The organism is Rudaea sp. 3F27F6, from assembly GCF_005503555.1.
Taxonomy (GTDB): domain Bacteria; phylum Pseudomonadota; class Gammaproteobacteria; order Xanthomonadales; family Rhodanobacteraceae; genus Rudaea.
In genome coordinates, this window is record NZ_SCNG01000004.1 from 490,469 (window position 1) to 511,221 (window position 20,753).

The 20,753-nt window shown below is 63.5% G+C and carries 20 protein-coding genes; 8 read left to right on the plus strand and 12 right to left on the minus strand.

All coding sequences use genetic code 11. From position 1 onward, the window contains the following. Positions 1-91 precede the first annotated feature (91 nt). From FFS30_RS17490 to FFS30_RS17520, 7 genes are all read right to left on the minus strand, one after another. A complete protein-coding gene (locus FFS30_RS17490) occupies positions 92-2,860 on the minus strand; it encodes a TonB-dependent receptor (protein WP_137914453.1) in 2,769 nt (922 codons plus the stop codon). 164 nt (positions 2,861-3,024) lie between these two features. After that, positions 3,025-4,758, minus strand: coding sequence for a DUF885 family protein (locus tag FFS30_RS17495; RefSeq protein WP_137914454.1), 1,734 nt, complete (start codon positions 4,756-4,758; stop codon positions 3,025-3,027). Continuing rightward, positions 4,755-5,123: a TfoX/Sxy family protein gene (locus FFS30_RS17500; protein ID WP_137914455.1), complete on the minus strand. Its 369-nt coding sequence runs from the start codon at positions 5,121-5,123 to the stop codon at positions 4,755-4,757. Before FFS30_RS17500 ends, FFS30_RS17495 begins: the two co-directional genes overlap by 4 nt. Then, the gene (locus FFS30_RS17505; protein ID WP_137914456.1) at positions 5,120-5,818 is read right to left on the minus strand and encodes a YafY family protein; all 699 of its coding nucleotides are present in this window, start codon (positions 5,816-5,818) and stop codon (positions 5,120-5,122) included. The genes FFS30_RS17500 and FFS30_RS17505 overlap by 4 nt, the downstream gene beginning before the upstream one ends. Before the next feature lie 98 nt (positions 5,819-5,916). Further along, a complete protein-coding gene (locus FFS30_RS17510) occupies positions 5,917-6,393 on the minus strand; it encodes a hypothetical protein (RefSeq protein ID WP_137914457.1) in 477 nt (158 codons plus the stop codon). A gap of 101 nt (positions 6,394-6,494) precedes the next feature. Next, positions 6,495-6,869, minus strand: coding sequence for a VOC family protein (locus FFS30_RS17515; RefSeq protein ID WP_137914458.1), 375 nt, complete (start codon positions 6,867-6,869; stop codon positions 6,495-6,497). A gap of 31 nt (positions 6,870-6,900) precedes the next feature. Continuing rightward, complete coding sequence (locus FFS30_RS17520) at positions 6,901-7,305, minus strand: GFA family protein (RefSeq protein ID WP_137914459.1); 405 nt, start codon at positions 7,303-7,305, stop codon at positions 6,901-6,903. A 130-nt stretch (positions 7,306-7,435) separates the two neighbouring features. On the opposite strand from FFS30_RS17520, the gene FFS30_RS17525 reads away from it, so the two are divergent. Both FFS30_RS17525 and FFS30_RS17530 read left to right on the plus strand, forming a co-directional pair. Next, positions 7,436-8,185 (plus strand): 2OG-Fe(II) oxygenase, encoded by a 750-nt coding sequence (locus FFS30_RS17525; RefSeq protein WP_137914460.1) that lies wholly within the window; start codon positions 7,436-7,438, stop codon positions 8,183-8,185. Positions 8,186-8,229: 44 nt separating this feature from the next. After that, positions 8,230-8,691 (plus strand): metallophosphoesterase family protein, encoded by a 462-nt coding sequence (locus FFS30_RS17530; protein WP_137914461.1) that lies wholly within the window; start codon positions 8,230-8,232, stop codon positions 8,689-8,691. A 384-nt stretch (positions 8,692-9,075) separates the two neighbouring features. Here the strand turns inward: FFS30_RS17530 and ilvA are convergent, their stop codons facing one another. The 4 genes from ilvA to FFS30_RS17550 all read right to left on the minus strand — a co-directional run bounded on the left by ilvA (position 9,076) and on the right by FFS30_RS17550 (position 14,214). Next, positions 9,076-10,632, minus strand: coding sequence for a threonine ammonia-lyase, biosynthetic (gene ilvA / locus FFS30_RS17535; protein WP_137914462.1), 1,557 nt, complete (start codon positions 10,630-10,632; stop codon positions 9,076-9,078). A gap of 101 nt (positions 10,633-10,733) precedes the next feature. Next, on the minus strand, positions 10,734-11,849 hold the full coding sequence (locus FFS30_RS17540; RefSeq protein WP_137914463.1) for a PA0069 family radical SAM protein: 1,116 nt from the start codon (positions 11,847-11,849) through the stop codon (positions 10,734-10,736). 112 nt (positions 11,850-11,961) lie between these two features. After that, positions 11,962-13,431 carry a peptidase S10 gene (locus FFS30_RS17545; RefSeq protein WP_249352542.1) on the minus strand — a complete coding sequence of 490 codons (1,470 nt, stop codon included), beginning with the start codon at positions 13,429-13,431 and terminating at the stop codon, positions 11,962-11,964. A 150-nt stretch (positions 13,432-13,581) separates the two neighbouring features. Continuing rightward, the gene (locus FFS30_RS17550; protein WP_137914465.1) at positions 13,582-14,214 is read right to left on the minus strand and encodes a DUF4126 domain-containing protein; all 633 of its coding nucleotides are present in this window, start codon (positions 14,212-14,214) and stop codon (positions 13,582-13,584) included. Positions 14,215-14,399: 185 nt separating this feature from the next. On the opposite strand from FFS30_RS17550, the gene FFS30_RS17555 reads away from it, so the two are divergent. Both FFS30_RS17555 and FFS30_RS17560 read left to right on the plus strand, forming a co-directional pair. After that, positions 14,400-14,693, plus strand: coding sequence for a hypothetical protein (locus tag FFS30_RS17555; protein WP_137914466.1), 294 nt, complete (start codon positions 14,400-14,402; stop codon positions 14,691-14,693). Positions 14,694-14,776: 83 nt separating this feature from the next. Further along, entirely contained in the window at positions 14,777-15,025 is a 249-nt protein-coding gene (locus FFS30_RS17560) for a GlsB/YeaQ/YmgE family stress response membrane protein (protein ID WP_137914467.1), read from the plus strand. 95 nt (positions 15,026-15,120) lie between these two features. On the opposite strand, the gene FFS30_RS17565 is transcribed toward FFS30_RS17560, so the two are convergent. Further along, entirely contained in the window at positions 15,121-16,773 is a 1,653-nt protein-coding gene (locus FFS30_RS17565; RefSeq protein WP_137914468.1) for an MFS transporter, read from the minus strand. Positions 16,774-16,971: 198 nt separating this feature from the next. Here FFS30_RS17565 and acs point away from each other — a divergent pair, with 198 nt between their 5' ends. From acs to FFS30_RS17585, 4 genes are read left to right on the plus strand one after another with little or no spacing between them, the layout of a single operon-like run. Further along, complete coding sequence (acs, locus tag FFS30_RS17570; protein ID WP_137914469.1) at positions 16,972-18,912, plus strand: acetate--CoA ligase; 1,941 nt, start codon at positions 16,972-16,974, stop codon at positions 18,910-18,912. A 50-nt stretch (positions 18,913-18,962) separates the two neighbouring features. After that, positions 18,963-19,667 (plus strand): 4'-phosphopantetheinyl transferase superfamily protein, encoded by a 705-nt coding sequence (locus FFS30_RS17575; protein ID WP_137914470.1) that lies wholly within the window; start codon positions 18,963-18,965, stop codon positions 19,665-19,667. Then, positions 19,664-20,245 (plus strand): RNA polymerase sigma factor, encoded by a 582-nt coding sequence (locus tag FFS30_RS17580; protein WP_171014695.1) that lies wholly within the window; start codon positions 19,664-19,666, stop codon positions 20,243-20,245. The genes FFS30_RS17575 and FFS30_RS17580 overlap by 4 nt, the downstream gene beginning before the upstream one ends. Positions 20,246-20,248: 3 nt before the next feature. Further along, positions 20,249-20,752: a hypothetical protein gene (locus tag FFS30_RS17585; RefSeq protein WP_137914472.1), complete on the plus strand. Its 504-nt coding sequence runs from the start codon at positions 20,249-20,251 to the stop codon at positions 20,750-20,752. The last annotated feature ends 1 nt before the right edge of the window (position 20,753 follow it).

A 20,753-nucleotide genomic window follows, 5' to 3' on the forward strand; every position in this document is an offset into this window, starting at 1 on the left:
AAACGATCATGACCCTGCACGGGAAAATTCTGTCCTGTGCAGAGTCTTGGCGGACGGCTTCGTTTCGCGCCGTCCGCGCCGCCGACTTGCCTCAGCCTGCGCCCTTGCCGGCGAGGTGGAAATCGAACTGTAGCCACCACTGGCGGCCGTAGGCGTTGTACCAGCCCGACGAATAATTCGGCCAGCCCGCGCTCTTGTCGACCGGAATCGAGTTGGTCAGGTTGTTGACGATAAAGCTCACGCGCAGGCCGGTATCGAACTCGTAGCCGACGCTGCCGTTGTACTGCGTATAGGCGCCGCGCAGGCCGGAATAGTCGTTGAGCGGAATGCGCCCCCAGCGCGTGCCGTTGAGCGCGGCGCTCCACGGACCGAGGTTGAAGCTGACGCCGGCATTGACCTTGGTGCGCCAGTCGCTCTGGCGCGAGAGGTCGTTGAGATAGTCGCGCACCGGATCGCCCGGGAACTGCTGATAGGTGTGCTTGAGCACGTGCGTATAACCGGCGTGGAAGCGATAGTTGCCCCAGCGGTCGGTGTCGAGACGCGCGTTCGCGCTCAAGTCGATGCCCTGGGTGATCTCACTCGCCGCATTGACCGGCGCGAGCGTGATGTTGGTCACCTGGTTCGGCAGCACCGGCGCCGTCGGTGGATTGCGCTGCACGCGCGCGAATGCGTCGCGGCATAGCGCCGAATTCACATCGACCGGGGTGCCCGATTCGGTCTTGCCGAGGCGGCAGTCGGCCTCGGTGCGCAGGATCTGCGTTTCGTCGAGGCTGGTGACTTCATCGCTGATGCGGATGCGGTAGTAGTCCGCACTGAAGTCGAGGTCGTTGCGCGGCGAGAAGACGAAGCCGTAGGTGAACGACTTGCCGCGCTCGGGCTTGAGATCGAGGCTGCCCGACTGGTTGAAGTTCATGTTGTAGCTGTTGTCGCAGCTCGACACCGGCTGCGGCGGATCGGCCGTGCGGCACTGGTAGACGTCGGTGACGTTCGGCAGATAGCCGGTCGTGTTCTTCGCGAACAGATAGTTCATGTCGGGTGCGCGGAACGAGGTCGCGTAGGTCGCGCGCGCGAGCAGGCTGTCGAACGGCCGGTATTCGAGACCGAGGTTGTAGGTGTCCTTGCCGACCTTGCGGCCGCCGTAGCGGTACTGGTCGTAGCGCGCCGCCGCAGTCAGGGTGAGCTGGGAGAGCAGCGGCACGTTCGCTTCGACGCCGCCGGCGTAGCGGTTGCGCACGCCGTGGTCGATCGACGCCGCGCTCTGGCCCCAGATCAGACCCTGGTTGATGCGCGGATCGGGACGGTTGGTATAGCCCTGGCGACCCGCTTCGAGCACGCCGGCGAGGCCGAGCGGCCCGGCCGGCAGGTCGAACGGACTACCGTTGACCGAGAACGTCGCGCCTTCGGTCCAAGCGTCGTCGCGTTCGAGCGTGCGCGTGGAAATCGAGCGGAACTGGCTCGGCGTCAGCGCCGTGATCAGGCGCGTCGGATCGGCGTTGTAGCTCGGGTAGGTCACGCCGTTGTAGTCGTGCGTGCCGGTCGGCGCACCGAGGAAGAACGCATCGACGTTCGGCGTGAACGCAAAGCGGCCCTGGTTGCTGACGTATTCGGAGCGGTTGAGGTTCGCCTCGTAATGCCAGTCGGACGCGCCGAACGTGCCCTTGATGCCGAGGGTGATGTCCGAGCTGTGCTGGAGGAAGGTGCGCGCGCTCTGTTCGGTGCCGCCGATCTCTTCGGGCGCGAGGATGCGCGTCCAGTTTTCCAGGCGGCCGGTCGCATCGTTCCAGAACGACGGAATCGACCAGTTCGGCGAGCGCACGACGGTGGCGACATTGGAGAAGCTGTAGAGGAAATCGCCGTAGAGTTCGGTCGTGTCGTTGAGCGTGTACTTGAGGCTCGCATACGCGTCGGCGAGCTGCTGGCGCGTCTGGATCGTGCGGAAGCTGTAGTAGCGGTCGCTGCTGCAATAGGGGCCGTACTTCGGACTCGTGAACGTGGTCATGCTGCCGTCCATCAGTCCCGACACCGCGCCGCAGCCGGCGCCCGGGAGGCTGTAGTACTTGCGCGAGACCGGGTCGCGGTAGCCGATCAGCGCGCCCGGCAGAGTACCCGGCGCTGCGTAGCGCGAGTACGTGTCGGTCAGGTCGCGGTCGCCGTAGAAAATCGGATCGCGATTGGTCAGCTCGAGTGCGAACACGCCGGAGAACGCGCCCCAACTGTGGCCGCCGATGAACTGCACGCGCTGGTTGTCGCCGCCGCCCTGCTGGGTGCCGCCGACGCGCACCGACACATCCGCGCCGTCGTACTCGCGCTTGAGCACGATGTTGACGACGCCCGCGATCGCGTCGGAACCGTAGACGGCCGAGGCGCTGCCGCTGAGGATTTCGATGCGGTCGATCATCACCGTCGGAATATTGGCAAGATCGACCGCGCCGACCGAGCCGTTGTACGCGACCGGATAATCGGCGACGCGATGGCCGTTGATCAGGGTCAGCGTGTGGTTCGGTCCGAGGCCGCGCAGGTTGATCACGTTCGCGGCCGGCGTGAAGGTGCTGCCGAAATCCTCGCCCTGCACCGAACCGGTGTTCTGGCTGATCTGGGTCAGTACGTCGAACGCGTTGCGGAAGCCGCCCTTGTCGATGTCGGCTCCCTTGATCACGGTGACCGGTGCCGGGCCTTCGACCTGCGCGCGCGGAATGCGCGAGCCGGTCACAGTGATCTGTTCGAGCTGGTTCGCGCTGGCTGCGGCGTCCGTGCCGGGCGTTTCATTCTGCGCGAACAGAGGCAATGGCAGCAGTGCGATCATCAAAACCGCGTACGCCGCATGCCGGCACAGCGGCGACGTGGTGTTTGCGTACTTCAACTTCTTTCTCCCGAATCGATGACGAATCCTTTTGCCGCGGCGCAGCAAATGGAGCGGGAGAATAACGATTCCGACGCGCCGCGATCAGGCGCGTTCGGTATATGAATATGCGCATAAAGCGCGCACCGCGGCGACGAGTCGCACGCGGTGTGCGCAAGTTCGCACTACTTGGCTTTGGCCGCGGCGATATACGCGTCGATATGCTGTTCGAGCACCGGCAGCGGCACTGAACCGATTTCGAGCACGGCGTCATGGAACGTGCGGATGTCGAACTTCGTGCCGAGTTCTTTCTCCGCACGCGCGCGCAGTTCGACGATCTTGAGTTCACCGAGCTTGTAGCTCAGCGCCTGGCCGGGCCACGAGATGTAGCGATCGACCTCGGTCTCGACTTCGTGCTGCGACAGCGCGGCATGACCGGCGAGATAGTCGATCGCTTGCTGCCGCGTCCAGCCCTTGTGATGGATGCCGGTATCGATGACCAGGCGCGCGGCGCGCCACATCTCGTAGGTCTCGCGGCCGAAATCGTCGTACGCCGTCTGATAGATGCCCATCTCCTTGCCGAGCTTCTCGCAATACAACGCCCAGCCTTCGCCGTAAGCGGAAATGTAGCTGTGCGTGCGGAAGTCCGGCTGTGCTTTCGCTTCGAGAGTCAGCGCGCCCTGCAGCGAATGGCCTGGCGACGACTCGTGCAGAGTCAGTGCAGTCAGGTTGTACAGCGGGCGCGAAGGCAAGTCGTAGGTGTTGACCCAATACGTGCGCGCGCCGCCGCGGCCCGCAGTCCAGAACGGCGCGAGCGCGGCCGGCACCGGTTCGATGCCGAAGCGTCCGCGCGGCAGGGTCTTTACGTAGTCGCCGATCTTGGCGTCGACGCGCTTGGCGATCCATGCGGCGTGCATGAGCAGTTCTTCCGGCGTCTTCGCATAGAACTGCGGATCGGTGCGCAGGAATTTGAGGAAGGCCGGGAAATCGCCCTTGAATCCGGTCGCCTGCATGGTCGTCTGCATCTCGGCGTCGATGCGCGCGACTTCCTTCAGGCCGATCTCGTGGATCGCTTCGGGATCGAGATCGAGCGTCGTGTATTCCTTGATCTGCTGGCGATAGTAGGCGTTGCCGTCGGGCATCGCTTCGGCCGCGAGTGTCGTGCGCGCCTTCGGTACGTATTCCTCGCGGAAGAATTTGAGCAGCTTCGCGTAAGAAGGAATGACTTTTTCGCGGATCGCCTTGACTGCGTCGGCGCGCAGCGCGGCTTGTTCGTCGGCCGGGATCGTCGTCGGCAGTTTCTTGAACGGCTTGTAGAAATCGCTGTCTTCGGGTTTATCGATCTTGGCAAAAGTCGAAATGGACACATCGCGGCCGTCGAGTACGGCGCGCGGCACCGAGAAGCCGCGCTTCAATCCGGCGTGCATGTTCGCGATCTCTTCGTCGAAATAGCGCGGAACGTCGTTGAGGCGGGCGACGTAGGCGCGCGCGGCGGCCGGATCTTTGAGCGGCCGGTCGGCCATAAAGCGCAGATTGGTCCAGAACTGCGTGTCGCTGTTGAGCGGCATCTCGTAGTCGCGGAAACGCAGGCCGGCGGCGAGGTTTTCGATCTGCGGCTTGTAGATTGCGTAGTTGACGCGGTTTTCCGGCGAAAGCTCCTCGGGCTTGAGCGCGGCTAGTTTCTTCAGCACGTCGTCCCAGTAGGCGAGCCGCGCGGTCTGCGCTTTCGCATCGACGGCCGGCAGGCGATTGTCCTTGTCGCCCGCTTCGCGATCCTCGTCGTCCAGCCCCGGGAACTGCTGCTGGCGCCAGGCCCATTCGGCCTTGTACAACTGCTCGAACTGGCGGTCCGCGGTTTCGGCATGCGCGGCGCCGACGAGAGCCGCGGCGAGAAGAACGAAGAGGGGGAGTTTTTTCATCGCGATGTGCTCTTTTTCGGTGCGGTTTTTTTCTTTTTCGGCGGCTTCGGCAGCGGCAGCTGCAACTGCGCCGTGGTGATCGCGATCAGCCGTGACAGCCACTCACGCTCGTCCCATTTTTCCTCGGCGACAAGATACCAAGGTTTGGCCTGCGGATACGGCGATACCGCCTCGACCTCGCCGAGGAATTCGCGGCCGGCCTCGGTCGGCTTGACGAACAGGCGGTCGTCGCAGATCAAGGCGACGAGCCTGCCGTCGCAGTAAAGGCCGTACTCGCCGAACATCTTGCGCGCGGACACGCTGCCCGCGGCGGCGATCTGCTCAAGCACGAAATCGACATTGCGCTGCGATGAAGACACGGTCATTCCCTCGCGCTTTCGTCGGCGCTGGCCGCGCGCATATACGCTTCGAGGCCGCGCTCGGCGGTTTCGACGAAGACCTCGCCGGTCACCTCGAATGCGGCGATGCGGTCGGGGCGGAAGTTGCGGAAATCGTTGCGCAGACGGCACCAGGCACCGAGCGTCCAGGCGCCGCCCCAAAACGCGAGGCAGAGCGGCTCGACCTCGCGCGCGCTCGTGCGCGCCGCCGCGTCGGCATAGTCGAGGCGCAATACGCGATGCTCGACCACCGCTTCATGCAGCCGGTCGATCACGCTCGCACGCTCCATGCGTTCGCGCCAGGTCGGGGCGAAGATGCGCGAGCGCTCGCTGCGCTGACGCAGTTCCTGCGGCAGCACCGCTTCGATCTTGAGCAGCGCGGCCTGCGCACCCTTGGCCAAGCGCGCGCCGGCGAACGCGCGCACGAAGCGCGTGCCGACGACGAGGGATTCGAGTTCGTCCGCAGTGAACATCAGCGGCGGAATGTCCGCGCCCTTGCGCAGCACGTAACCGACGCCGGCCTCGCCCTCGATCGGCACGCCCGAGGTCTGCAGATCGACCACGTCACGATAGACGGTGCGCAGCGAAACGCCGAGCGTGTCGGCCAGGCGCCGCGCGGGCAGCGCCGTGCGCCGTCCGCGCAAAGCATGGATGATGAGGAACAGGCGGTCGGCGCGGCGCATCCGGACATTGTTTCCGCTCCGCGCACATTCGTCCAGCGGCGACTAAGCGGAATCGGTGAGATAGCCGGATGGATGAGCATGATCGCCTGCGCCGCCTGCTAGATCCTGGTCATGCGCATATGCCAGTTCGTTTCCCAGGTCTTACCTTCGTCGATGGAAAACGCCTGCTGCCAATGCGCCGAGGTTGGCGTGATGTCGGACCAGATGAAACGCGCGAGCACCGGCCTGCTCTGGTGCTCGGCACGGCCGTAGAAGCGGCCGACGCCGTCCTCGAAATGACCGACGACGGGCGGTTCGAGCGCGCCGGTATGGCTCGACGCCCAGTAGATACTCCACTGCTTCTTTTCGCGGTCGAACAGGCGCAGTGTCATGCCGCGGAGTCCGCCGTTCCATTCGGTGACGAATTCGTCGGCGTTGGCGTAGCCGCCGAGCATCGAACGGCAGTCGTTGGTCGCTTCGAACTTTTCCCAGTCGTCGCTGCCGGCGAGGCGTTCTTTCAGGCGCTCGTTGCGCACGAGGAAGCGTCCCAACAGGAAGTCGAAATCGTGCGGTACATCAGATGCGGAGGACGACATCGGGAAAGATTTCCTTTCGCTGGCGTGGGCGGGTAGACGGGCGGTCAAGGCCAGCGCTGCGAAAGCGGCGCCGGCCTCGATCCATTGCCGGCGTGCCGGCTTCACTGACGCGAGAACAGGCCGACCCGGTTGCCTTCGCTGTCGATAAACTGGGCGAAGTAGCCGATGCCGTCGGGCAGCTCGGTGCGCGGCACGATCGTGTCGCCGCCTTGCTCGTGCACGCGCGCGAGCACGACGCGCAGGTCGTCGACATTGAGGTAGACCGTACTGCCGAACACCGAGGGTTCGATCTGCTCGTGCTGGATCAGCGCGCCGCTCGAATTCGGCTCACCGCCGTACGGGAATATGGCCATTTCGCCGCCACCCATGTTTTCGCGCTTGAGCTGCACGCCGAGGATGGCCTCGTAGAATTTCTGCGCGCGATCGAGGCGACTGGCGGGGATTTCGAACCAGGCTGGAACATTGGCTTGTAGCATGACGTTATCCTTGTGTCGTGATGAGGGGAAATCAGAGGTGGCGGATTTCGTCGGGCGGGTTCCACCAGGCGTTGTCGCGGCCGTTGCAGTACTGGATGGGCGCCGCGATCAGATCCTCCGCAGCGGCATCGTCGAGCGTCTTCAGATGGATCGTGATGTAGTCGCCGCCGAGTTGTTCCAGGTGGCCGCGCCCGAACGGACGCACGCCGCAATGGCGACAGAACAGGTGATGCTGGCTGAGCGTGCCGAATTGATAGTCGCTGAGTTCACTTTCGCCGGCGAGCACGCGGAAGTCGGCCGGCTTGACGATCGCCCCCCAGCTGCGCGTCTTTGAACACATCGAGCAGTTGCAGCGGGTCGTGCCGGCGGCGAGGTCGATATCCGCCTGATAGCGCACAGCGCCGCAATGACAACTGCCGCTGTAGGTTTTCTTCATGGTTGCTTCCCCGGGTTGAATTTCGATGGTGGCTAGGATGCTCCGGTCCTGCTGCCAACGTGTTGTCAGCAGGCTGGCGTCGCGCCGGCGCAACCGCGACAATAAACGTGTCCCCGTGCGCAGAACGTCAATGAATCAACCCGACTTTATCGAGGTCTTCGACCAGGCGATTCCCGCCGAACAATGCCGCGCACTGATCGCGGCGTTCGAGGCCAGCGACAACATCCATCGCGGTGCGATGGGCGGCGGCGTCGAAACATCGATGAAGAACAGTTGGGACATCTGCATCTCCGACGACAAGCGCTGGGCGCAGGCGGAGGCGGCACTCAACAATGCGATGCTGCGCGGTCTGCTCGCCTATCTGCGCAAATACCCCTACACCATTCTCGGTCCGGTCTGGCTGCGCATGAAGGACCCCAAGACTGGCGGGTCGACCCTGCTCGATCCGGACAGTCTGATCGCGCTCGACGACACGCGCCTGACCGCGCTCGTGATGAAGGCGTTCCGCCCGGGCCGGATCAACGTGCAGAAATACATCGCCGACGAAGGCGGTTACCCGCGCTGGCATTGCGAGGTTTATCCCGAGCGCAAGCCCGACACGCTGAGCCGCACCCTGCTGTGGACGATCTACCTCAACGACGATTTCACCGAAGGCGAAACCGAGTTCTATCACCAGCAGCGCAAGATCACGCCGAAAACCGGCAGCCTGCTGATCGCACCCGCAGGCTTCACCCATACCCACCGCGGCAACAAGCCGAAAGGTGCGCACAAGTACATTGCGACCTCGTGGGTGTTGTTCCAAAGTGCAGACGTGCTGTACGGCACGCCGCCTGCACAAGGCACGACGAATCCGGACGGGCAATCTCAACCCGCGAAGTAGCGTCGGCTTTCGCCGGTCGACGTATCGACGGTTATTGAAAGCGCATGCTTCGCATCGGCCTTATTTCCGATACCCACGGCCTGCTCAGGCCCGAAGCACTCGCGTTCTTGCGCGGCAGCGACCATATCGTTCACGCCGGCGACATCGGCAATCAGGACATCCTGCAGAAGCTGTCGGCCATCGCACCCGTTACCGCCGTGCGCGGCAACAACGACAAAGACGAGTGGGCCAGGACGATTCCCGAAACTCAATTGGTGAAGTTCGGAAAAACGTTCGTCTATGTGCTTCACGATCTTGCCGAGCTCGATATCGAGCCCAAGGCCGCCGGCGTCGACATCGTCGTTTCCGGGCATTCGCATCGGCCTATCGTCGAGAAACGTGATGGCGTCCTCTTCGTCAATCCCGGCAGCGCCGGGCCGCGGCGGTTCAAGCTGCCCATCGCCGTCGGAGAACTTGTCATTGCGAATGAGTCGATTGCCCCACGCATTGTCGAACTCGGCAACTAATGATCGGGCACGATGAAGTTTGAACTGTTCGTACCGAGCGTAGCCAGATGGCGACACGGTCAAAGTGTCACTGCAACAGGCTTCGACTCCGCGCCTTCGGCGCTACGCTCAGCCCGAACGGGTTCATATCCGTTGCGGCCACATCAAGAAGCTTGTCTGCACTCGCCAAAGCCACGCGACAATGGAGTTTGAACCGTTCGCACTGAGCGTAGCCGCGTAGCGGCGAAGTCGAAGTGCCACTGCAATAGGCTTCACTGCGTGCCTTCGGCTCTACGCTGAGCCCATACCGGATTCATACCCAATTCGCGCCACGCCAATAAGCTCGCCTGCACTTGCCAAAGCCACGCGGCGATGCCATTCGCTTCGTTGCGGATTCGCCGAAAACTATGCGGCAGGCGCTTCGTCCGGGCTGCGCAGCAAGAGCCGATACGCCGGATTCTCGCTCTCGTCGCGATAGGCGTAGCCAAGTCGCGCAAGGAACTCGGCGAACGCCGCGCGATCGCCCGTCGGCACCTGGATGCCGACGAGGATGCGGCCGTAGTCGGCGCCGTGATTGCGGTAGTGGAACAGACTGATGTTCCACGCGGGATCGAGCGCGTCGAGGAAGCGCGCGAGTGCGCCGGGGCGCTCGGGAAAATCGAAGCGGTACAGCAACTCGTCCACGGCGAGATCGCCGCGACCGCCGATCATATAGCGCAGATGCAGCTTGGCGAGTTCGTCGTGGGTCAGATCGAGCACTTCGAAACCGCCCTGCACAAACGCCTGCGCGATGCGCGCAGGTTCGTCGCGATCGCGGATCTGCACACCGACAAACAAGCGTGCACGCTTTGCATCGCCGATGCGGTAGTTGAATTCGGTAATGCTGCGCGCGCCGAGCAGGGCACAGAAACGGCGGAAGCTGCCGCGCTCTTCGGGAATGGTGATCGCAAACAAGGCTTCGCGCGCCTCGCCGACTTCGGCACGCTCGGCGACGAAACGCAGACGGTCGAAATTGAGGTTCGCGCCGCTCGCGATGGCGACGAGAGTTTGATCGTGCAGCCCTTCGCGTTCGGCGTATTGCTTGGCGCCGGCGACCGCGAGCGCGCCGGCCGGTTCGAGCATACTGCGCGTGTCGGCGAATACGTCTTTGATCGCCGCACAAAGCGCATCGGTGTCGACGCGCAGCACTTCGTCGACATGCTCGCGGCAGAGGCGAAAAGTTTCTTCGCCGGCTAGTTTGACCGCGGTGCCATCGGAAAACAGGCCGACTTCGCTCAGCTCGACGCGGCCGCCCTTTTCCAGCGAGCGCGCCATCGCGTCGGAATCTTCGGTCTGCACGCCGATGATTTTCACTTCGGGCCGCACGGCTTTCACATACGCGGCGACGCCCGCGATCAGGCCGCCGCCGCCGATCGGCACGAAGATCGCGTGGATCGGCGCCTGATGCTGACGCAGGATCTCCATCGCGACGGTGCCCTGGCCCGCGATTACGTCGGCGTCATCGAACGGATGCACGAGGGTCAGGCCGCGCTCGGTACCGATTTTCACGGCTGCGTTGTAGGCATCCGTATACGACTCGCCCGCAAGCACGATTTCGACCGCATCGCCGCCGTGCGCGCGCACCGCATCGATCTTCACCTGTGGCGTCGTCACCGGCATCACGATCACCGCGCGCGTGCCAAGCTTGCGTGCCGCGAGCGCGACGCCCTGCGCGTGATTTCCCGCCGACGCGGCAAACACGCCACGCGCGCGCTGCTCGGGCGAGAGCTGCGCCATCTTGTTGTAAGCACCGCGCAGCTTGAACGAGAACACCGGCTGGTTGTCCTCGCGCTTGAGCCAGATGCGATTACCGAGGCGCGCCGACAGATTGGGCGCGAAGTCGAGTTCGGTTTCGCGCGCGACGTCGTAGACGCGGGCGGTGAGGATGCGGCGCAGATAGTCGTTGGTGGTCGGCGTGCTCATCCGCCGCAGCGTAGCACGTGGGCGCGCCGTCTTGGCGCCGGCCTACCGCGTTGGATTATTTCGCAGCAAAAGAGGTCGGGCGGCCCCGGGGAATCGTCGTCCTACGAGAACAATTCGCCCTGCGGCGACGCCGCGCGCGGCACGCGGAACAAGCTCGTGTCGAGCCGCACGGGCCGGCCGCGGTCGATGCCGTATTTGCGGCAGGCGAGCTGGAAGCGTTGGCGGATCAGGTCGGCGAATTCGCCTTCGCCGCGCATGCGCGAACCGAAGTTCGGATCGTTGTCGCGACCGCCGCGCATCTGCTGGATCAGACTCATTACGTGGTCGGCGCGCTCGGGCACGTGCAGGGCGAGCCATTCGCGGAATAGGTGTTTAAGTTCGTATGGCAAGCGCACGATGGTGTAGCCCGCTGCCGGTGCGCCGGCCTGCGCGGCGCCTTCGAGAATTTTTTCCAGGTACTTGTCGGTCACCATCGGGATGATCGGCGCGACCATCACGCCGCATGGCACGCCCGCGGCGTTGAGTGCTTCGATCGCCTTGAGCCGGCGATGCGGCGCACTCGCGCGTGGTTCGAGTGTCGAGGCGAGGCGATTGTCGAGCGAGGTGACCGAGACGAAGACATGCACGAGATTGTCGCGTGCCAGCGGTGCGAGCAGATCGAGATCGCGCTCGACCAAGGCGTTCTTGGTGATGATCGTGAATGGATGCCGGTGTTCGCCGAGCACTTCGATGATCGAGCGCGTGATGCGGTAGCGCCGTTCGATAGGCTGGTACGGATCGGTGTTTGCGCCGAGATTGATCGGCGAGCATTGATAACTCGGCTTTGCCAGTTCCTTGCGCAGTTGCTCCGCGGCGTTGGTCTTGGCGAACAGCTTGGTCTCGAAATCGATGCCCGGCGAAAGATTGAGATAGCTATGCGAGGGCCGCGCATAGCAATAGATGCAGCCGTGCTCGCAGCCGCGGTAGGCATTGATCGACGCGGTGAAGTGGATGTCGGGCGATTCGTTGTGGCTGATGATCGTGCGTGCACGCTCTTCGGTCACCGTGGTCTCGGGCCGCGGCTCGGGTTCGGTTTCCTGCTCCCAACCGTCGTCTTCACGCGTCTTCGTCAGCGATTCGAAGCGACCCTCGGGATTCGACGGCGCGCCTCGGCCCTTGGTGCGCTGGGGCACGTCGAGACGATCGGTGTAGTCGGGCTTGCGTTCACGGCGCAACATGCAGCGAGTATGCGCCGCGCGCGTCTCAGCACAGGAGAAACCGCGCGCGCCTGAAGAAAAAAGGCAGCCGTTTCCGGCTGCTTTTTGCTATTCGCTTTCCACAACGTGCGCACTAGTGCTGGGCGTACATCGCCATCACGTCGCGGCGCAGCGCCTGCTGGCTGTCGCCGCGGCTGTAGAACATGTGGCCGCCCGGGTATTCCTTGACCTGAACGCGGTGCGGATCACCCATCAGCGGCATCTGGTCGACGATCAGCTTGGACGCCATGAACGGGCAGCTCAAATCGCCCCAGCCGTGCACGATCAGTACCTGCAGCTTCGGGTCGATCGCGGCGGATTGGCGCAGCTCCTGCACCGAACCGCGCGTTTCGTCCTTGCGGTCCCAGGCGCGGTTCACTTCGTAGCTCAGCGCGTTGTAGCGGCCGACGTATTTCCAGCCGACCGTGCGCGTGACGAAATCAACCATCGCGGTCGTGGTCGGCGCGATGATCGCGTCGAGCAGCGGATCGTTGGTGCGCTGATCGGGCGAGAACGGGAACGGGTCCCACTCGGTGACGTTGGCGTCATAGCGGCTGCCGAGCTTGCCTTCGTTGCGGAATACTTCGCGCAGGAACGCCTGCGTCTCCAGGCGGCCGCCGGCGCGGCGCACGAAGGCCGGATCGAGACCGGACAGTTCGGTGACGCGCTTGACGATGCGCTCGACCGCCTGCGGATCGGAGCGTCCCTTGAGCAGGTCGACGACATAGTCGCCACGCGTGTATTCGATCACCTGCGCCATGGTCGTGTCGTTGAGCTTGCCTTGGCGCTCAAGGTTCGTCGCGGTGATTGTCGGCAGGGTCAGCATCCACGGCAGCGGCGAGAGGTCGCCGTTGTCGTTCTGCGCGCCGGGATCGAGATACGGTGAGACGAGCACGTTGCCGTTCATCGCCACGCCGAGCCGCGTCTGCAGATAGTGAGTGATGCGCGGACCGCGGAAGCCGCCGTAGCTCTCGCCGACGAGATATTTGCGCGACATCAGGCGATGATTCTTCACCAGCCAGTCGTAAATGATGCGCGAGAGATATTCGATGTCGGCCTGGGTCGAATAGAAGTGCTTCTTCGTCTCCTCCTCACTGACGCGCGAGCGGCTGAAACCCGTGCCGACCGGATCGATAAAGACGAGGTCGGTGAAGTCGAGCCACGAGCCCGGGTTGTCCACCGGCGTCGCCGGATCGGACGGCGAATTGCCCTCGGCGCCAAACTGCACGCGCTTCGGACCGAGCGCGCCGAGATTGAGATACACCGACGAGGCGCCCGGACCGCCGTTGAGCGCGAACGTGATCGGCCGGTCTTTGCCCGGCGCAACGTACGCGACGAACATGACGTCGGCGATGGTCTTGCCCTTCTCGTCGAGCACGGGCAGCGAACCGACCGTCGCTTCGTAATTGATGGTCTTGCCGGCGATCGTGGTCGTCTGCGCAACCGACTTGTCGGCGGGGAAGGGCGGCAGCTTGCCTTCCTCGGGTTTGTTTGCCGCTTCTTTCTGCGCGTCCTTGGCGTTGTCGTCGGCCCAGACCGGGACGACGATCAGGGTGGTCGCCATGGCGACGGCGGCGAGAAACAGTTTCGGCAAACGTGGAAGCATTTCGGCACCTTGCTGGATCGAGCGGACACGATCGCGCAGCATAACAAGCGGCTCGCGCCTGCCATGTGCCAAAAGCAAGGGTCGCGGCTGGAATCGCCGCGGTGCGGATCAGCCCGAAGGCGATCGCGACGTCGCCGCCGCCGGCGGCGCATCGGCCGGCGCGCCCGACAGCTTGCGCCAGATCCGCGCGAGATAGCGCAAGATCTTGGGCAGCAGCCAGATAGTCAGCGCGATGAACAGCGCCAGCAGAACGAGGAACGCGAGCGGATGCGCGAACATGAGCCAGAGGCCACCGAGCAGCAGGCCGTCTTCGCCGGCGCTCGCGGTCCAATTGGTGAACGGCTCGGGCGAGGTGTTGATCGCCGCGCGCGCGCCGGCCTTGGCCAGATGTGTGCCGCCCGCGATCGCGCCGCCGAGGATGCCGGCCGCCATCTGCAAAGCCGGTCCCTGGTCGCCCATCGCGCCCCAGGCCAGCATCGCACCGATCGGAATGCGGATGAAAGTATGGATCGAGTCCCAGATCGAGTCGAAGCCGGGCACTTTGTCGGCGAGGAATTCGGCGATCAGCATGATCGCCGAAGCGCCAAGCACCCAGTTGTGCTCGAGCACGACGAGATCGCTCGGCAAATTCACGTATCCCAGGCGGCCGAGCAGGCCGACGATAAAGACCGCCGCGTAGAGGCGGATGCCGCTGGCCCAGGCCAGGCCTCCGGCCAGAGCGATTTGCTGCAGATGTTCCATGACCGCCTCCGCGCTTCACGACATCGACTGCCGCATTGTAGACCGGGCCGATGAATCCGCCACGATCCGGCCGTGCGCGGGTTTTCCAGGAATGCCGCAAATCGGCCCGATGCCGCCGTCGCTCCGGGCCGCTCTCGCCTTGACGGGGAATCCTATGGCAGCATTTCGGCAAAAGGGGACTTCCCATGCGCTGGATTTTGCTCGTTGCCGCCATTGTCGGCTTTGCCGTCGCTTTCACGACCACGTCGCCGACTCTCATGGGCGCAGGTCTGATCATCGGCTGCGTGACGCTACTCTGTCTCGGCTTTGCGCTCGCGGCCGCGCGTATCGCACAGACCGCGCAGCCGGAAGCTACGCTGATCGTCGACCCGGAAATCAGCGCGCTGCGAGTCAAGATGAACGCAGCAAAGAACCGCTCAGCTACGGCTGCGCCGACCGCCTCAGCCGACGCTCTGCCCGGCCCGGATCGACCGATCTGATTTTATTGCGCTGCGCTTTGACAAGCCCGTCACGAGGCGCACAATGGCGCCGCGGTCAACCGACCGTTATCAGGGAGCGCGGCATGGAATTCATCACGTATCTGATTGTGGGCGCAATCGCCGGCTGGCTGGCCGGTGTCGTCGTAAAAGGCGGCGGGTTTGGTTTGATCGGTGACATCATCGTCGGCATCGTCGGCGGTTTGATCGCCGGATGGCTGTGTGCGCATGTTCTCAATTTCTCGGTCGGCGGCGGCATCATCGGCCAGATCATTACCTCGGCGATAGGCGCGATCATCCTGCTCTTGATCATCCGCCTGGTGAAACGCGCGTAGCTGCCGTTCCAACATGGAAAACGACAAAGGCCGGAAGTGGGACTTCCGGCCTTTGTTTTTTCTGGATCGCCTTGCCGATGGCAGGACGGTGCGAATCACTTGGTGATGTCGACGTCCTTGGTTTCGCGCAGGAACAGCGCACCGATCACGAAGGTCATTCCGGCGATGATCACCGGATACCACAGTCCCGAGTAGATGTTTCCGGTCGCCGCGACGATGGCGAACGAGATGAACGGCAGGAACCCACCGAACCAGCCGTTGCCGATGTGATAGGGCAGGCTCATCGAGGTGTAGCGGATGCGCGTCGGGAACATCTCGACCAGCCACGCGGCAATCGGCCCATAAACCATCGTCACGAGCAGGACCAGATAGGTCAGCAGCAGGATCGCCACAGGTGAATTGATCGCCGCCGGATCCGCCTTGTCGGGATAGCCCGCGGTCTTCAGCGCCTCGAAAACCTGTTTGCTGAAAGCCGCCGACTGGTCGGTGAACGCCTTCTTGTCGAGTGCATCGCCCTCGAAACTCGGGATCGCAACGCCGCCGATCGACACGTTGGCGACGCTGCCGGCTGGCGCTTCCGCATTCGAGTACGGAATGCCTTTTTTGGCTAGCACCGATTTGATGATGTCGCACGACTGCTTGAACGTCGCCTTGCCGACCGGATCGAACTGGGTCGCGCAGCGGGCCGGGTCGGCCGTGACCACGACGGGCGCCTTGGCAGCCGCTGCTTCGAGTGCCGGATTCACGGCGTGCGTCAGCGCCTTGAACACCGGGAAATAGGTCAGCACCGCGAGCAGGCAGCCGGCCAGCACGATCGGCTTGCGTCCGATCTTGTCCGAGAGCCAGCCGAACAGAACGAAGCCGCCGGTGGCCAGCGCCAATGCGATTGCGATGTAGATGTCAGCCTTGTCGGCTTCGAGGTTGAGGGTCTTGGTCAGGAAGAACAGCGAATAGAACTGGCCGCCGTACCAGACCACGGCCTGGCCCGCGGTCGCACCGAGCAGGGCGAGAAGGACGATCTTGCCGTTGGCCGAGAAGAAGCTCTCGGTGATCGGCGCTTTTGAGGTCTTGCCCTCGGCCTTCATCTGCTGGAACAGCGGCGATTCGTGGAGCTGCATGCGGATCCATACAGAAACGAGCAGCAGAAAGAATGAAACGAGGAAGGGAATGCGCCAGCCCCAGGCTTCGTACGCTTCCTTGCCGATCGAGTTGCGGCACAGCCAGATCACGATCAACGAGAGAAACAGACCGAGGGTCGCCGTGGTCTGGATGAAGCTCGTATACAGGCCGCGCCGGCCGTGCGGCGCATGCTCGGCGACATAGGTCGCCGCGCCGCCGTATTCGCCGCCGAGCGCGAGGCCCTGCAGCAGGCGCAGCACAATCAGGATCACCGGCGCGGCGATGCCGATCGCTGCATACGAAGGCAGCACGCCGACGAGAAAAGTCGACGCGCCCATGATCACGATCGTGATGAGAAAAGTATACTTTCGCCCGATCAGATCGCCGAGCCGGCCGAACACGAGCGCGCCGAGCGGACGCACGGCGAAACCCGCGGCGAAGGCGAGCAGGGCGAACAGATACTGCGTCGTCTCGTTGAGACCGCCGAAGAACTGCTTGCCGATGATCGCGGCGAGCGAGCCGTATAAATAGAAGTCGTACCACTCGAACACGGTGCCGAGACTCGACGCGCCGATCACGCGTACGTGATTGCTCGTCAGCGGCGCAGCGCCTTGCATTGTCGTTGCCATGAACTATCCTCCCCGATGGTTTCTTGGTTTTGTTCCGCGCCCGAACTGCGCGATGGCATCGCGCCTCGGGCGTAGAATCGCGGTTGGCAGTATCGCGTCGGCGCGAAGACATAGTCTGTTGGACTAAGGTCCGATTCCGGCGTCCGCGAAACGCGGCAAAGTGGTCTTACCTCGCAATGCAGCATGAAGGATGATGTCATGTCGAAGATTTATCCGGTCCCCGCCGACGTCGCCGCGAAGACGCGCGTCACCGCCGCCGATTATGAGAAGGCGTACGCCGAATCGGTGAAAGATCCCGAAGGCTATTGGGGCCGCGTCGGCAAACGTCTCGACTGGATCACGCCGTACACTCAGATCAAGGACGTTTCCTTCGACGCCAAGGATCTGCACATCCGCTGGTATCACGACGGCACGCTGAATCTTTCCGCGAATTGTCTCGACCGCCATCTGGCCACGCGCGGCAACAAGACCGCGATTCTCTGGGAAGGCGACGATCCGGGCGAATCCAAGCACGTCAGCTATCACGAACTGCACGAGCAGGTCTGCCGCGCCGCGAACCTGCTGAAGAATCTCGGTGTGAAGAAAGGCGATCGCGTCACGATTTATCTGCCGATGATTCCCGAAGCGGCCGTCGCGATGCTCGCCTGCGCGCGCATCGGTGCGATCCACTCGGTCGTGTTCGGCGGCTTTTCGCCCGACTCAATCGCCGGACGCATCGCCGATTGCACGTCGAAGCTCGTCATCACCGCCGACGAAGGCCTGCGCGGCGGCAAGAAGGTGCCGCTCAAGGTCAACGTCGACGAGGCGCTGAAGCGCCCCGGCACGAACAGTGTGGAGACCGTACTCGTAGTCAAGCGCACCGGCGCGCCGGTCAACATGCAAGCGCCGCGCGACCGCTGGTGGGATGCGCTGATCGCCGAGCAAAGCGCCGAGTGCGCGCCCGAGCCGATGAACGCAGAAGATCCGCTGTTCATCCTCTACACCTCCGGTTCGACCGGCAAGCCGAAAGGCGTGCTGCACACCACCGGTGGTTACGGCGTGTTCGCGAGCTACACGCACGAAAGCGTCTTCGATCTGCGCGAGGACGACGTGTACTGGTGCACAGCGGACGTCGGCTGGGTCACCGGGCACAGCTATATCGTCTACGGCCCGCTCGCGAACGGCGCGACCTCGCTGATGTTCGAAGGCATTCCGAACTACCCCGACGTTTCGCGCTTCTGGCAGGTGATCGACAAGCACCAGGTCACCTTGTTCTACACCGCGCCGACCGCGATCCGCGCGCTGATGCGCGAGGGCGAGGCGCCGGTGAAGAAGACTCAGCGCACCTCGCTGCGTCTGCTCGGCTCGGTCGGCGAACCGATCAATCCGGAAGCCTGGGAGTGGTACTACCACGTCGTCGGCGACGGCCGCTGCCCGATCGTCGACACTTGGTGGCAGACGGAAACGGGCGGCATTTTGATTACGCCGCTGCCTGGTGCGATCGCGACCAAACCGGGCTCGGCAACCAAGCCGTTCTTCGGTGTGAAGCCCGCGCTCGTTGACGCAAACGGCGCCGCGCTCGAAGGCGAGGCCGAGGGCAATCTGATTCTCACCGACTCGTGGCCCGGCCAGATGCGCACCGTTTACGGCGACCACGAGCGCTTCATCGAGACCTATTTCAAAACTTATCCGGGCAACTACTTCACCGGCGACGGTGCGCGCCGCGACGCCGACGGCTATTACTGGATCACCGGCCGCGTCGACGACGTGATCAATGTTTCCGGTCACCGCATCGGCACGGCCGAAGTCGAAAGCGCTCTCGTCGGTCATCATGCCGTCGCCGAAGCCGCCGTGGTCGGCTGTCCGCACGAGATCAAGGGCCAAGGCATTTACGCTTACGTCACCCTCAAGGCCGGCGTGCAGCCGACAGACGAATTGCGCAAGGAACTGATCGCCCACGTGCGCAAGGAAATCGGTCCGATCGCGACGCCCGATCATCTCCAGTGGGCGCCGGGCCTGCCGAAGACGCGCTCGGGCAAGATCATGCGCCGCATTCTGCGCAAGATTGCCGAGAACGCGCCCGATCAGCTCGGCGACATTTCAACCCTTGCAGATCCGTCAGTCGTGAAGAACCTCGTCGATACGCGCCTGATCCGCTAAGTCTGCATTCGATGCCTTGACGCGGCGCGGCGCATGACCAAGCATGCGCCATGCGCACGCTGACCGCCGCCGATTTCTCCGTCTCCCGACTCCCCGCCGAGTTGGGAGACGATGAAATCCATCTATGGTTTTTTCCGCGATACCGCTCCAGCGATGCGGCGAAATCCAATGGCATGGACTGCTTGCGCGGCGTACTCGCGGCGTATCTGGCTGCCGATGCGAGCACTTTGCGTATCGAGCGCAACGAGGCGGGCAAACCGTATCTCGCCGATGCGGAGCTGCAGTTCAATATTTCGCACAGCGGCGACGCGCTCCTGGTCGGATTGAGCCGTAGCCAGCCGCTCGGCGTCGATCTCGAAAGCGGGTTTCGCGAACGGCCGTACCTCGAGATCGCGCGGCGCTATTTCACCGGCGCCGAAGCGGCGGCGCTCGCTGCGTTGCCGGCCGAACGGCTTGCGCCGAGTTTTCTCGAACTGTGGAGCGCCAAGGAAGCCGTGCTCAAAGCGATCGGTCGCGGCATCGCCTTCGGTCTCGATCGCGTCGGCTTCGAGTTCGGTGTGGACGACGCAGTATGGCGACTGGATCACATTGCCGAAGAAGCGCGGCCGCTCGCGGATTGGCGCACCGTGCGCTTGAAGCCGGCTGCAGGCGCCACCGGCGTGCTGGCCTGGCAAGGTCCGCAAAGGCGACTCCGAGCCTTTGCCGCCGCGGAGTCTGCGACGATTTCAGCAACTTTGCCGTCTTTATGGCAATGAATCGCAGCGCGGACATGGATATGAGCGGGCTGGAGCAACTGTCCGGTTTTGCCCGACTGGTCGATGCAAGCGTACTCGCCCGCGCACAACGCGGCGACATGCAGGCGTTCGCGACGTTGTACACGCACTTCGGTCAGGCCTGTTACGGCTTGGCATTGCGACTCACCGGAAACAAGGCACAAGCCGAAGACCTGGTGCAGGAGGTATTCTTGAAACTGATCGAAACCATACGCAGCTATCGCGGCGATGCGCCGTTCGGTGCGTGGCTCAAGCGCATGACTGCGAACGCCGCGATCGACCATCTGCGCAAGAACAAGCGTTTCGTCGATGCCGATCCCGACGCGATGTTCGCCGGGCTCGACGCGCCGGAAAGCGGTCCGGCGCAGAAGCTCGACGCAGCCGCTTTGCTGCAGCGACTGCCGCCGCGTGCGCGCGCTGTCGTTGTGCTGCATCAAATCGAAGGCTACACGCATACGGAGATTGCCGAATTGTTCGGACAAAGCGAAAGCTATTCCAAATCGATCCTGTCGCGCGGGCTGCAGCGTCTGCATGCCATCGTCGCGCCGGCCGAGGCCTGAACCATGAATGTCACCGATTCTGCCAACCTGCAAACCAGCGCACTCCTGCGCACGATCACGGACATCGAATCCGAGCCGCCCGTCGATCTGTGGTCGCGCATCGAAGCGGCGCACGGCACGCGAGTCCGCCGCCGGCGTCTGCGCCGGTTCGTCGCCGGCGGCGTTTTCAGCGCGGCGCTGGTCGGCGCGGTCGCGCTCGGTGGCTTGCGTCTGCCCTCGGGTATGCCTAGCGGCGGCGCGAGTATCGACTGGCAGGCGCGTGCACAGGCGCTCGAATTGCAGTTGCAGGCGCTCGAACGCGATCACGGCGCGGTCGGTAGAACCGTTGCCAGATACGATGCCGGTCCTGCTGCGACCGAACTCGCCGATATCGACCGCCGCCTGCAAGCGGCCTACGAACACGGAAAGTATACAAATGAACTTGTTCCTTTGTGGAAGCGACGCAGCGAACTTCTCGACACGCTGATCGCGGCGCGTAAGGAAGGGTTGACTTTGACCAGCATCTAAA

Coding starts and splice junctions, on each gene's coding strand:
- FFS30_RS17495 (WP_137914454.1), bottom strand. CDS start 4,758: ATGAAAAAACTCCCCCTCTTCGTTCTTCTCGCCGCGGCTCTCGTCGGC.
- FFS30_RS17500 (WP_137914455.1), bottom strand. CDS start 5,123: ATGACCGTGTCTTCATCGCAGCGCAATGTCGATTTCGTGCTTGAGCAG.
- FFS30_RS17505 (WP_137914456.1), bottom strand. CDS start 5,818: ATGCGCCGCGCCGACCGCCTGTTCCTCATCATCCATGCTTTGCGCGGA.
- FFS30_RS17510 (WP_137914457.1), bottom strand. CDS start 6,393: ATGTCGTCCTCCGCATCTGATGTACCGCACGATTTCGACTTCCTGTTG.
- FFS30_RS17515 (WP_137914458.1), bottom strand. CDS start 6,869: ATGCTACAAGCCAATGTTCCAGCCTGGTTCGAAATCCCCGCCAGTCGC.
- FFS30_RS17520 (WP_137914459.1), bottom strand. CDS start 7,305: ATGAAGAAAACCTACAGCGGCAGTTGTCATTGCGGCGCTGTGCGCTAT.
- FFS30_RS17525 (WP_137914460.1), top strand. CDS start 7,436: ATGAATCAACCCGACTTTATCGAGGTCTTCGACCAGGCGATTCCCGCC.
- FFS30_RS17530 (WP_137914461.1), top strand. CDS start 8,230: ATGCTTCGCATCGGCCTTATTTCCGATACCCACGGCCTGCTCAGGCCC.
- ilvA (WP_137914462.1), bottom strand. CDS start 10,632: ATGAGCACGCCGACCACCAACGACTATCTGCGCCGCATCCTCACCGCC.
- FFS30_RS17540 (WP_137914463.1), bottom strand. CDS start 11,849: ATGTTGCGCCGTGAACGCAAGCCCGACTACACCGATCGTCTCGACGTG.
- FFS30_RS17545 (WP_249352542.1), bottom strand. CDS start 13,431: ATGGCGACCACCCTGATCGTCGTCCCGGTCTGGGCCGACGACAACGCC.
- FFS30_RS17550 (WP_137914465.1), bottom strand. CDS start 14,214: ATGGAACATCTGCAGCAAATCGCTCTGGCCGGAGGCCTGGCCTGGGCC.
- FFS30_RS17555 (WP_137914466.1), top strand. CDS start 14,400: ATGCGCTGGATTTTGCTCGTTGCCGCCATTGTCGGCTTTGCCGTCGCT.
- FFS30_RS17560 (WP_137914467.1), top strand. CDS start 14,777: ATGGAATTCATCACGTATCTGATTGTGGGCGCAATCGCCGGCTGGCTG.
- FFS30_RS17565 (WP_137914468.1), bottom strand. CDS start 16,773: ATGGCAACGACAATGCAAGGCGCTGCGCCGCTGACGAGCAATCACGTA.
- acs (WP_137914469.1), top strand. CDS start 16,972: ATGTCGAAGATTTATCCGGTCCCCGCCGACGTCGCCGCGAAGACGCGC.
- FFS30_RS17575 (WP_137914470.1), top strand. CDS start 18,963: ATGCGCACGCTGACCGCCGCCGATTTCTCCGTCTCCCGACTCCCCGCC.
- FFS30_RS17580 (WP_171014695.1), top strand. CDS start 19,664: ATGAATCGCAGCGCGGACATGGATATGAGCGGGCTGGAGCAACTGTCC.
- FFS30_RS17585 (WP_137914472.1), top strand. CDS start 20,249: ATGAATGTCACCGATTCTGCCAACCTGCAAACCAGCGCACTCCTGCGC.